11 protein-coding genes are annotated in these 12,035 nt (G+C 34.6%); 4 read left to right on the forward strand and 7 right to left on the reverse strand.

What is annotated here, in order from left to right; translation table 11 throughout:
- Window positions 1-77: 77 nt before the first annotated feature.
- Window positions 78-422, reverse strand: coding sequence for an arsenate reductase (glutaredoxin) (gene arsC, locus DR980_RS09745; protein WP_113635554.1), 345 nt, complete (start codon window positions 420-422; stop codon window positions 78-80).
- A 96-nt stretch (window positions 423-518) separates the two neighbouring features.
- On the opposite strand from arsC, the gene DR980_RS09750 reads away from it, so the two are divergent.
- Window positions 519-1,430, forward strand: a complete 912-nt coding sequence (locus DR980_RS09750) for a CPBP family intramembrane glutamic endopeptidase (protein WP_113635556.1) — start codon at window positions 519-521, stop codon at window positions 1,428-1,430.
- A gap of 40 nt (window positions 1,431-1,470) precedes the next feature.
- Entirely contained in the window at window positions 1,471-2,520 is a 1,050-nt protein-coding gene (locus DR980_RS09755) for an AMP-binding protein (protein ID WP_113635558.1), read from the forward strand.
- Between the two features lie 75 nt (window positions 2,521-2,595).
- Here the strand turns inward: DR980_RS09755 and DR980_RS09760 are convergent, their stop codons facing one another.
- The 5 genes from DR980_RS09760 to prfB form a co-directional block, all read right to left on the reverse strand.
- Window positions 2,596-3,228: a hypothetical protein gene (locus DR980_RS09760; protein ID WP_146779235.1), complete on the reverse strand. Its 633-nt coding sequence runs from the start codon at window positions 3,226-3,228 to the stop codon at window positions 2,596-2,598.
- A 149-nt stretch (window positions 3,229-3,377) separates the two neighbouring features.
- Entirely contained in the window at window positions 3,378-5,006 is a 1,629-nt protein-coding gene (locus DR980_RS09765; RefSeq protein ID WP_113635562.1) for an acyl-CoA carboxylase subunit beta, read from the reverse strand.
- A gap of 166 nt (window positions 5,007-5,172) precedes the next feature.
- Window positions 5,173-6,171 (reverse strand): UDP-3-O-(3-hydroxymyristoyl)glucosamine N-acyltransferase, encoded by a 999-nt coding sequence (lpxD, locus tag DR980_RS09770; protein WP_113635564.1) that lies wholly within the window; start codon window positions 6,169-6,171, stop codon window positions 5,173-5,175.
- Between the two features lie 67 nt (window positions 6,172-6,238).
- Entirely contained in the window at window positions 6,239-6,985 is a 747-nt protein-coding gene (locus tag DR980_RS09775) for an energy transducer TonB (protein WP_113635566.1), read from the reverse strand.
- A 95-nt stretch (window positions 6,986-7,080) separates the two neighbouring features.
- A protein-coding gene (prfB, locus tag DR980_RS09780) for a peptide chain release factor 2 (RefSeq protein WP_113635568.1) occupies window positions 7,081-8,176 on the reverse strand; the annotation gives its coding sequence in 2 pieces (ribosomal slippage) (window positions 7,081-8,112 and window positions 8,114-8,176; 1,095 coding nt in all).
- A 191-nt stretch (window positions 8,177-8,367) separates the two neighbouring features.
- On the opposite strand from prfB, the gene DR980_RS09785 reads away from it, so the two are divergent.
- A complete protein-coding gene (locus DR980_RS09785) occupies window positions 8,368-9,390 on the forward strand; it encodes a threonine aldolase family protein (protein WP_113635570.1) in 1,023 nt (340 codons plus the stop codon).
- Between the two features lie 91 nt (window positions 9,391-9,481).
- Here the strand turns inward: DR980_RS09785 and DR980_RS09790 are convergent, their stop codons facing one another.
- Entirely contained in the window at window positions 9,482-9,802 is a 321-nt protein-coding gene (locus tag DR980_RS09790; RefSeq protein WP_113635572.1) for a YbaB/EbfC family nucleoid-associated protein, read from the reverse strand.
- A 145-nt stretch (window positions 9,803-9,947) separates the two neighbouring features.
- Between DR980_RS09790 and DR980_RS09795 the strand changes: the two genes are divergently transcribed.
- Window positions 9,948-12,008, forward strand: coding sequence for a S9 family peptidase (locus DR980_RS09795; protein ID WP_113635731.1), 2,061 nt, complete (start codon window positions 9,948-9,950; stop codon window positions 12,006-12,008).
- Window positions 12,009-12,035: the final 27 nt, after the last annotated feature.

Consider the following 12,035-nt stretch of genomic DNA (forward strand, 5'->3'; position numbering starts at 1 on the left):
ACAATCGTTAGATTGCAAAAGTAAGATTTGGTTTAATACTACAAATCACAAATAAATGTTAATTAAAAACCTGTTTTTTATGAAATAAATTCGGATACTCTCTCTAAATCTCTTCCTATAATTGCTTTATTTCCCACAATAACAATAGGTCTTTCAATCAAAATAGGATTAGATATCATGGCTTGAATAATTTGTTCGTCATTCATTTTTTGGTCTTTAAAATTTTCTATCCAAATTTTTTCTTTTTGACGAACTAATTCAATGGGTTTTATATTTAATTTTTCGATAATATCAGACAACTCTTCAAAAGAAGGTGGGTTTATCAAATAATTGATAACTTCAAACTCTTTTTTTGAGTTTTCCACAAAAGCGAGGCAATTTCTGGATTTTCCACAGCGGGAATTATGGTATATTTGTATCATATTTTAAATAAAATAATTTAGGATTGAAAGGATATTCAGTGTAGCAAAAATAACATTTGTTATACTAATTAGGTAAAAATATTAAACTAAAAATGCATGTTTATAGAACAAGGATTAAAATCAGAAAATAAGTTTTGGAAGTATATTGTTGGCTCCCTAATAATCATTTTCGCCTCATTTCTGGGTCAGTTACCACTCCTTATGGCATTACTTTATGAGACATTCGTAAATGGAAAACCTTATCCTAATAGCAATGAGGCAATCATGCGTTTTTTTCAACCCAATTTCACTTTATTCTTGATTATGATTTCGTTTGTATTTATAATGCTCGGAATCATTTTGGTCATAAGATATTTGCACCATCAAACGGTACTTTCTGTCACTACTTCGAGAGCAAAAGTAGATTGGAACCGAATCGTTTTTTCATTTATGATGTGGTCCGCAATAACAATTGTATCGACATTGTTATTTTATTATTATTCTCCAAGTGATTTTGTCATCAACTTTAAACCTGTTCCATTTGCTATTTTGGCGTTAATCGGTATATTTCTTATTCCAATACAAACCAGTTCCGAAGAATATATTTTCAGAGGCTATTTGATGCAGGGATTTGCTAATCTTGCTAAAAACAAATGGTTTCCGTTACTGATGACTTCACTTATTTTTGGGGGGATGCATTGGTTTAATCCAGAAGTCACTAAAATTGGTCCAATTGTTTTGGTTTATTACATTGGGACCGGACTGTTTTTGGGAATTATAACGCTAATGGATGAGGGAATGGAACTGGCTTTGGGCTTTCACGCGGCTAATAATTTAATTGGTGCATTGCTAATCACTTCTGATTGGTCTGCTTTTCAAACGCATTCTATTTTTAAAGATATTTCAGATCCTTCAGCAGGATTAGACGTTATTTTACCAGTTGTCATAATTTACCCAATACTTTTATTTATCTTTAGTAAAAAATACAACTGGACGAACTGGAAAGAAAAATTAACCGGGAAAATATAGTTGATTTAAGCATTAAATAATTTAAAAAAAATACTCACTCATGACCAATACAATAACTTATCAGAATGTTCATAATCTGTTTAAATTGAACGGATTTCATCTGAACCGAAATGATTTATGCCGAGTTGCGTATAGTTTTATCAAAGAAGGCGATGAGTATGAAAAGTCTGTTGGAGATTTTGTACTCGATTGGTTTGACAATAAATCCTATTTGGAACTGAATACATCCGGTACTACGGGAACGCCCAAAATAATCCGAATTGAGAAACAAGCAATGGTCAATTCAGCAATTGCCACAGGTGACTTTTTTGATTTACAACCGGGTGATAAAGCATTACATTGTTTGCCAACGAAATATATCGCTGGAAAGATGATGTTTGTTCGAAGCTTTATTCTTGGTCTTGATATCGATTTTGTAGCGCCAAGTTCGCATCCGATGTTGAAAAATGACACCAAATATGATTTTGTAGCAATGGTTCCTTTGCAAGCCCAAAACTCTTTAGCAGAATTAAATAATGTGAAAAAGATGATTGTTGGCGGAGCAAAGATGAACAATGCTTTAGAAAAAGGACTTTCTAAATTGAAAACGCAGGTGTACGAAACTTATGGTATGACTGAAACTATCACGCATATTGCAGCAAAAAAAATAGGGGAGAAGGCATTTTCAGTTTTGCCTAATATAAAAATTGCTAAAGATGACAGAAATTGTTTGGTTATTGATGCACCTAAAATTTCAGAAGAAGCTATTGTCACCAATGATTTAGTGGAATTAGTTGGTGAGAATCAGTTTGTTTTTTTAGGAAGAATAGATAATGTAATCAATAGCGGTGGGGTTAAATTAATTCCGGAGAAAATTGAAGATAAATTGTCTTCAAAGATTCAATCCAGATTTTTTGTAACTGGAATACAAGACGCTGATTTAGGCGAAAAATTAGTTTTAGTAATCGAGGGTGAAAATCAAACTTTAGAAGATAATATTTTTGATGGTTTAGATAAATATGAAAAACCAAAAGAAGTATTTTATGTAGCAAAATTTTCCGAAACTGAAAATGGTAAGCTGAAAAGAAAAGAAATACTGGAAAGTATATAAATTAGTATAAGTATCAAATTCAAAACAATCTTTTCTGGAAGACACTTTTGAATTTGATACTTTTTTTAATGTAAATCAGTTAATAAATCGGTAATTGAATCTCAAACCTAAACTGTTTTCAGCATGTCCAAGCGCCAGAAATTGGGTTAAATTCATGGAAACTCCAAATTTGTTTTTATTAGGGCTAATGATAAAATACCGACCTACATAAAGTCCAGAACATAAGCCAAATTGTTGATCGCTGGCATATTCTGACACAAAACCCATTCCTATTTTACTGTCCTCGTCGGATAAAACATATCCCACTCCCGTTTCTGCACCCCAAAACCAATGCGAATTCATATTGAATTGAATATTGGGTTTTAGGCTAAAGAGGCTAAAGTTATTGTGACTGGCTCTTTCTTGCAGTGTGCTTTCTGGGGTTAGAATTCGAGTGTTTTTTCGGATGAACCGGTAATCATAATCAAATCGGATTCCTAATTCAACTTTCTTTGAAATCAATTTTCCAGCTCTCGCATTCAAACCAATCGCCAGTCGGTGCGTTCGATACATCTCGATATGAACCGGTAAGGATGCATTCAGTCCCGATTCAAAATAAATAGGTTTCTTTTCTTTTTGAGCATCAGAATTGCCTAATTTGTTTTGTGCATAAATTGTGTGACCTATTAGTAACATTATACTAAATAGTAAAACCAAAATCTTTTTCATTTCTTATTCAAGTTTAAATTAATAAAATGAATTAGGTTAAGATTTTTGAGTATTGTATAATAAATGAGGCTGTTTTACAATTGCTGAAAAGCAAGAGTAAAACAGCCATAAATATACAAAATATTACTGTAAGTATTTGAAAATCAGTATTAAACTTGAATAACTCCTAAATTAAATTTTTTCTCAATTGGCGAGTGATTGGCCGCTTCAATTCCCATAGATATCCAAGTTCTGGTGTCTTTTGGATCGATAATGGCATCAGTCCACAATCTAGAAGCGGCATAATATGGCGAAACTTGTTCGTCATATCTGGCTTTTATTTTATCGAACAATTCTTTTTCTTTGAGTTCATCTACGACTTCACCTTTTGCTTTAAGCGATGAAGCTTCAATTTGTGCCAATACTTTTGCAGCCTGCGTTCCGCCCATAACGGCTAATTCTGCACTTGGCCAAGCAAAAATTAATCTTGGGTCATACGCTTTTCCGCACATAGCATAATTTCCTGCTCCGTATGAATTTCCTACGATTACTGTAAACTTTGGTACAACCGAATTAGAAACGGCGTTTACCATTTTGGCACCATCTTTTATGATTCCGCCATGTTCAGATTTAGATCCAACCATAAATCCGGTTACATCTTGTATGAATATTAAAGGTATTTTTTTCTGATTACAATTGGCAATGAAACGCGTGGCTTTATCCGCACTATCAGAGTAAATTACGCCTCCAAATTGCATTTCGCCATTTTTAGTTTTTACTACTTTTCGTTGATTAGCCACAATTCCTACTGCCCAACCGTCAATTCTGGCATAACCGGTAATAATAGTTTGACCGTAACCGTCTTTGTAGGCTTCAAATTCAGAATTATCAACCAGACGATTGATGATTTCCATCATGTCGTACTGCTCATTTCTGGCTTTTGGCAAAACGCCATAGATTTCATTTTCGTCTAATGCCGGTTTTTCAGCTTTAATTCGGCTGAAACCTGCTTTGTCAAAATCACCTATTTTGTCGACTATATTTTTTATTTTGTCTAATGCATCTTTATCATCTTTGGCTTTATAATCTGTAACACCCGAAATTTCGCAGTGTGTTGTTGCTCCGCCCAATGTTTCATTATCGATGCTTTCGCCAATGGCAGCTTTCACTAAATAACTTCCAGCTAAAAAAATACTTCCCGTTTTATCAACAATCATGGCTTCATCACTCATAATTGGTAAATAAGCACCTCCGGCAACGCAACTTCCCATTACAGCAGAAATTTGAGTTATTCCCATACTGCTCATCAGGGCATTATTTCTAAAAATACGTCCGAAATGTTCTTTGTCAGGGAAAATTTCATCTTGCAACGGCAAGTAAACTCCGGCACTATCCACTAAATAGATGATTGGCAACCTGTTTTCCATCGCAATTTCTTGTGCACGTAAGTTTTTCTTTGCGGTGATAGGAAACCAAGCACCTGCTTTTACGGTAGCGTCATTTGCCACAACAATACATTGTTTTCCTCGGATGTATCCTATTTTTACCACAACACCTCCTGATGGACAACCGCCGTGTTCCGCATACATTCCTTCACCAACAAATGCCCCAATTTCTATACATTTCGCCTTTGGATCCAATAAATAATCGATACGTTCGCGTGCAGTCATTTTGCCTTCTCCGTGTAATTTTTGGATGCGTTTTTCGCCGCCTCCCATTTTAACTACGCTTAATTTTTGACGCAAAGCGGAAAGTAAAAGTTTATTGTGGTCTTCGTTTTTGTTGAAGTTCAAATCCATGATGAAATAGTGTTAAAAAAAGTTTGCGCTAAAATACAAAATCCAACTAAATAAATTTTATTATTTTAAATTGTAAATAATGAAAATCGAATATTTGTTTACTATTAAAACAAAAAAACAGAAGCGAACTTCTGTTTTTTTGTGAATTCAATAAAAAAGCTAGTAATTATTTTTTAGATTCATTTACGAGTCTTTTCAAGATCGCCCATTGCTTCAATGCATCTCGAGCTTCAACAGCTGGATATCCTAACATGGTTTTTCCTGCCGGAATATCTCCTGTTACACCAGAACCGGCGCCTACTATGGCTCCATCACCTATAGTCGTGTGGTCTTTTATAGATGCGCTTCCGCCTATAATAACACCGTTTCCTAATGTCACAGATCCTGCCAGTCCACTATTTCCAGCCATAATACAAAATTTCCCTAATTTACTGTTATGACCTATTTGGACTAAATTATCAATTTTGCAACCATCACCTAAAATGGTAGAACTAAATTTACCTCTGTCAACGCATGTATTTGCGCCAATTTCGACATTGTTGCCAATAATCACATTTCCAATTTGAGGAATTTTCACCAAACCTCTTTGTGGGTCAGGTCTAAAACCAAAACCATCTGCGCCTATTGTAGCATTGGGGTGAATAATACAATCGCTTCCAATGTGACATCTTTCTCTAATAACGGTACCAGACCAAATTACAGTGTTTTTTCCAATGGTGCATTCATCAAGAATAGTCACGTTTGGATAGATTGTTGTGTTATCACCAACGACAACTTTTGGTCCAATATAAGAACCAGCTCCAATGCGGACTCCATTGCAAATAGTTGCTGTTTCGTCTATTATTGCGGTTGGATGAATATCAATGTTGAATAATGGTGAAGGAGGGGCAAAAAGTTCTAATACTTGTGACATCGCCAAATCAGCATTTTTTACTTTTATGAAAGCCCTGTTTTCTCCGGGTTCAATAGTAATATCTTCATTAACAACTGCAACACAAGCCTTTGAGGTAGCCCAAAATTTTTCATATTTCTTGTTTCCAATAAATGAAATTTCAGATTCATTAGCGGCCTCAAGTTGTTCAGGTGCAGTAATACTGTGAAAAGTATTTCCCACTATTTCTCCATTTAGAACTTCATTAATTTCTTGAATTGTGTAGGATTTCATTAAATATGTATCGGATTTGGTTGTTAAATATTTTTCAAATAAAAGAATTTACCCGTAGTTATCCTAATTAATCCTCCATTTTAGTTCTAACAATTTTTGATTGTTTTCCTTCGAATGATTGTAATGTAATCGGAAGTTTGTGCTTTGTTACGCTTGCCTTACCATCAATTTTTCCAGGTAGCCATTTTGGACTTCTTACTAATGTCTTGATCACTGCTAAATCAATTTCTTTGTTCACACTTTTTATTACTTCGAAATGATTTAAAGTACCATCCAATTCTACTGAAAACCCAATTATAACTTGGCCAACACTATTATTTGGTTTTTTAAAATCAGAGGCAATGAAGTCATAAAATGCTTTTTCTCCTCCGGGGAATTCTGCTTTTATGTAGTATGGGAAAAACGCTATTTCTGTTTCGTTTTCATCATAACATTTCCCGTCTACAAAATCCCCGTTTTTATAATTTTCAACTCTTTTAATTTTTCCCGACTCATAATAACGTGTTTGTGGACCTTCTTGTTTTCCTTTTACATAAATCGCCAGCATTTCTTTTGCGCCATTTTTATACCAACGTTCGGATGTTCCGTTTAAAATTCTTTTTTTGTAATTAGAATAATGATCTTTGGAAAAAAGAGAATTATCTAGATAGTACGTTGTTCGTAATGTTCCTTCTGGACTGTCTTCATAAATAGTATAATAAATCGCATTTTCTGGAGACGGTAGCTCTTTAAAGTCTTCAGTAAAGTATACTTTTTTCTGAGCATAAAAAGTTTCGGAGGATAACAAAACGAATAGAAGAAGTAATTTTTTCATTTGATAAAGAGTGATTTTAAAACAAAAGTAATAAAAAAATCCTACAATATAGCGATTTGCTTATTGTAGGATATTTTTTTAATAATAGGATAACATTACTCTTCTTTTTGTCCCATCATCATTAAATAGGCTTTCAGGAATTCGTCAATTTCTCCGTTCATCACTCCATCAACGTTACTGGTTTCATATCCGGTACGAACATCTTTGACTAATTTATAAGGTTGCATAACATAATTTCTGATTTGGGAACCCCATTCTATTTTCATTTTCCCTGCTTCGATATCCGCGCGTTGTGCCTGTTTCTTTTTTAATTCAATTTCGTATAATTGAGATCGTAACATTTGCATGGCACGTTGTCTGTTGTCTTGCTGGGAACGTGTTTCGGAACATTGTATTTGGATTCCGGTTGGTTTATGAAACAATTGCACTTTAGTTTCCACCTTATTTACATTTTGTCCTCCCGCACCGCTGGATCTCGAAGTCGTAATCTCGATATCAGCAGGATTAATCTCAATTTCTATACTGTCATCTACAAGTGGATAAACATATACTGAAGCAAATGAGGTATGACGTTTGGCATTACTGTCAAATGGTGATATTCTTACCAATCGATGTACTCCGTTTTCTCCCTTTAAATAACCAAAAGAATAATCACCTTCAAACTCAAGGGTTACAGTTTTTATACCTGCTGCTTCTCCTTTCTGGAAATTCAGTTCTTTGATTTTATAGCCATATTTTTCGCCCCACATCATGTACATGCGCATGAGCATTTCGGCCCAGTCGCAACTTTCAGTTCCACCGGCACCAGCGGTTATTTGTACCACTGCACTCAAAGTATCGCCTTCGTCCGAAAGCATGTTTTTGAATTCGATGGCTTCAATATGCGCTTGCGTAGCTGTGTAATGTTCGTCTAATTCTTCTCCCGTAAGTTCACCTTCTTTGTAGAAATCGTAAGCGAGCTGCAATTCTTCAGTCATTTCGACCGCTTTATTGTAATCTTCAATCCACTTTTTCTTGTTTCGGAGGTTTTTTACAATGAGTTCAGCTTCTTTGGCATTGTTCCAAAAGTCTGGTGCAAAAGTTTTCTCTTCTTCGTTTGAAATCTCAATTAGCTTGGCATCAACGTCAAAGATACCTCCTCAACGCACCAAGGCGCTCTACAATACCTTTGATTTGTTCGGTAGTTGTCATAAAATTATATTAATTTAATAGGTCTGATTTCAATATTTATCAAAAATGCCGTTGTGTACTACAATTAGTTTAGTTTTAACGGAACTAGTTGGAATTAACAAACGGTATTGTGTAAATTTGTGGCACAAAAATAGAAAAATTTTACGCAGGGGCAAGTCGTGATTTGCCCTTATCAAAAATAAAAAAATAATATGGAAATAAATTTAGTTAGCGATACGATTACAAAACCGTCACGCGAAATGTTGGTTCACATGTTAAATGCTGTAGTAGGTGATGACGTTTACAAACAAGATCCTACGGTTATTGAACTTGAAGCAAAGGTTGCAGAAATGTTCGGAATGGAAGCGGGACTTTTCTTTCCTTCAGGAACGATGGCAAACCAAACAGCGATAAAATTACATACACAGCCTGGAGAACAATTGATTGCTGACAAATATGCGCATGTTTATCATTACGAAGGCGGTGGAGTTTCCTTTAACAGTGGTGTTTCATGTTGTTTATTAGATGGAAATCGCGGAATGATAACTGCGGAACAAGTGGCTGGAGCGATTAATGATCCGGAATTTTACCACAGTCCGTTAACGAGTTTAGTTTGTGTTGAAAATACAACCAATAAAGGTGGCGGCGCATGCTACGAATTGGAAGATTTGCAAAAAATAAAGATGGTTTGTGATGCCAATAATTTAAAATTTCACATGGATGGTGCTCGAATCTGGAATGCTTTGGTAGCCAAAAATCAAGATCCAAAAGCATTTGGGAGACTTTTTGATACGATTTCGGTTTGTTTGTCTAAAGGTTTGGGAGCGCCTATTGGTTCAGTATTATTGGGTGATAAAGCCACGATTCATAGAGCGTTGCGTATCCGAAAAATATTAGGTGGCGGAATGCGTCAGGTAGGTTATTTAGCGGCAGCCGGAATTTATGCTTTGGATAATAATATAGAACGCCTTGCTGAAGATCATCGAAGAGCTAAAGAAATAGGGGAAGTTTTGAAAAACGTAAGCTGGGTTGCATCAGTGGAGCCTGTTGAAACTAATATTTTGATATTCACACTGGTTCCAAATTGTATCGAGAAGAACTTAATTGAATTGTTGAAACAAAAAAATATTTTAATAAGTTCCATGGGTCATGGAAAATTGCGAATCGTTACGCATCTTGATTATAAAGAAGTAATGCACACGTATGTTTTAGAAACGCTACAAAAGTTAGTGTAAGTCTTCTTAGGCAATTTGTTTAAAGTTTAAGGTTTAACGTTTTTATCGCAATCAAAAACGTTAAACCTTAAACTTTAAACTTTAAACTTTTTTATTTAAACAAATTATCCATTCCCGGAATCATTGGCATATCCATTTTTGCAACAGCATCAAGTTCTGCCTCATTGGATTTAGTTGCTTTTTCAATCGCTTTATTCATTACTAAAATCATATAATCCTCTAATTGTTCTTTGTCTTCCAATAATGAATCGTCAATAGTGATTGATTTTATAGTTCTGTTAGCTGTCAGCGTTACTTTCAATAAACCATCCGAACTTTGTTCGTCAATTAGAACAGTATCTAAACGTTTTTTTGTGTCTTCTATCTTTTGTTGGGTCTCTTTAAGTTTGCCCATCATTCCCATTAAATCCATGTTTTAATTTTTTAAATTAATTTGATTTACAAAATTACTATATTGCATAGTCATAATCAATAAAATATTCATGAAAAATAAACTCATCCTCAGTTGTCTTTGTGTTATTTTTGCAGCATCAAATACTAAAATTAAAGCACAAAAAATGTCAAAAAATATTCCAACTCCAATAGCTAAAATAATCCCAAAAACTTTAGAAAAACATAACGAAAAAAGAGTAGATAATTATTTCTGGTTAAACGACAGAGAGAATCCTGAAGTAATCGATTATTTGAATCAGGAAAATACCTATTATGACGCTATGACTGCGGATACGAAAGGTTTTCAGAAAGAATTATACGAAGAAATGAAAGCCCGCATCAAGGAAGAAGACCAATCAGTTCCTTATTTATACAATGGTTATTATTACATAACGCGTTTTGAAACCGGAAAAGATTATCCTATTTATTCCAGAAAAAAAGGAAGTCTTACCGCTAATGAGGAAATTTTATTCAACTGTAATGACTTGGCCAAAGGGCAAACTTACTTTCAATTGGGCGGTTTGAGCGTGAGTCCGGATAATAAATTTGCGAGCTTTGGTATTGATACTGTGGGAAGACGCATTTACACAATACAAATCAAAAATCTTGAAACAGGAGAAATTCTTTCGGATAAGATTGAAAATGCTACCGGAAGTTCAGTTTGGGCGAATGATAACAAAACGATATTTTACACCAGACAAGATAAAGTTACGTTGCGTTCTGATAAAGTTTTCAAACATAAATTAGCCACAGACGCTGCCGATGATGTATTGGTTTTTAATGAAAAAGATGATACATTCAACGTTTCTGTGGGTAAAGAAAAATCAAAAAAATACATTGTTATAGGTTCTGGAAGTACTTTAACTACTGAATATAGAATTTTAAATTCAGATAATCCAGACGGAGAATTTGTGGTTTTTCAACCAAGGGTTCGCGGATTAGAATACAGTATTTCTCATTTTGGTGATTCTTTTTACATCATGACCAATAAGGACAAAGCGACTAACTTCAAGTTGATGAAAACGCCGGAGAACGCTACTGCAAAAGAAAATTGGAAAGATGTAATCGCACATAGAAAAGATGTTTTACTGGAAGATATTGAGATTTTTAGTAATTATCTTGTTGTAGAAGAACGTTCTAATGGTTTGAATCACATTCGTATTATGCCTTGGAGTGGAGAAGGAGAGTATTATTTGCCTTTTGGGAGCGAAACATATAGTGCTTACACAACCACAAATGTAGATTTTGACACTGATATTTTACGTTACAGCTATCAATCATTGGCTACACCATCTTCGGTTATTGATTTTAATATGAAAACCAAGGAGAAAGAAATCAAGAAAGAGCAACAAGTTCTAGGAGGCAAATTTGATAAAAATAATTATATCGAAGAGCGTGTTTGGGCTACAGCAACTGATGGAACCAAAGTGCCAATTTCAATGGTTTATCGCAAAGGATTGAAAAAAGACGGGAATAATCCGGTATTGCTTTATGCGTATGGTTCGTACGGAGTGACAATGGATGCTTATTTTTCATCAACACGTTTGTCGATTTTGGATCGAGGATTTGTTTTTGCAATAGCACACATTCGCGGTGGCGAGGATTTAGGAAGACAATGGTATGAGGACGGAAAATTATTGAAAAAGAAAAACACATTCACTGATTTTATTGATTGTTCCAAGTTTTTGATTCAAGAAAAATATACTTCACCAAAGCATTTATATGCTGAAGGCGGTTCTGCAGGAGGATTGTTAATGGGAGCAGTAGTCAATATGGCGCCGGAATTGTATAACGGAGTGATTGCTCAAGTGCCTTTTGTAGATGTAATTACAACTATGCTTGATGACACTATTCCGCTTACAACTGGAGAATATGATGAGTGGGGAAATCCAAACGAGAAAAAATCGTACGATTATATGTTATCGTATTCGCCTTATGACAATGTAAAGGCTCAAAAATACCCAAATATGTTTGTTTCTACCGGACTACATGATTCTCAAGTTCAGTATTGGGAGCCTGCAAAGTGGGTTGCAAAGCTACGAACCCTAAAAACAAATGATACTGTTTTATATCTTAATACGAATATGGATGCCGGTCACGGTGGCGCTTCAGGACGATTTGAAGCTCTAAAGGAATTAGCAAAAGAATATAGTTTTTTATTAGATTTAGAAGGAATTAAAAACTAATTAGATTTTTTTTGTTAGATTTGCAAC

Origin of the sequence: Flavobacterium psychrolimnae, assembly GCF_003312425.1 — a bacterium.
Taxonomy (GTDB): domain Bacteria; phylum Bacteroidota; class Bacteroidia; order Flavobacteriales; family Flavobacteriaceae; genus Flavobacterium; species Flavobacterium psychrolimnae.

Coding starts and splice junctions, on each gene's coding strand:
- DR980_RS09785 (WP_113635570.1), top strand. CDS start 8,368: ATGGAAATAAATTTAGTTAGCGATACGATTACAAAACCGTCACGCGAA.
- DR980_RS09790 (WP_113635572.1), bottom strand. CDS start 9,802: ATGGATTTAATGGGAATGATGGGCAAACTTAAAGAGACCCAACAAAAG.
- lpxD (WP_113635564.1), bottom strand. CDS start 6,171: ATGAAATCCTACACAATTCAAGAAATTAATGAAGTTCTAAATGGAGAA.
- DR980_RS09755 (WP_113635558.1), top strand. CDS start 1,471: ATGACCAATACAATAACTTATCAGAATGTTCATAATCTGTTTAAATTG.
- DR980_RS09765 (WP_113635562.1), bottom strand. CDS start 5,006: ATGGATTTGAACTTCAACAAAAACGAAGACCACAATAAACTTTTACTT.
- DR980_RS09750 (WP_113635556.1), top strand. CDS start 519: ATGTTTATAGAACAAGGATTAAAATCAGAAAATAAGTTTTGGAAGTAT.
- arsC (WP_113635554.1), bottom strand. CDS start 422: ATGATACAAATATACCATAATTCCCGCTGTGGAAAATCCAGAAATTGC.
- DR980_RS09795 (WP_113635731.1), top strand. CDS start 9,948: ATGTCAAAAAATATTCCAACTCCAATAGCTAAAATAATCCCAAAAACT.
- DR980_RS09775 (WP_113635566.1), bottom strand. CDS start 6,985: ATGAAAAAATTACTTCTTCTATTCGTTTTGTTATCCTCCGAAACTTTT.
- DR980_RS09760 (WP_146779235.1), bottom strand. CDS start 3,228: ATGAAAAAGATTTTGGTTTTACTATTTAGTATAATGTTACTAATAGGT.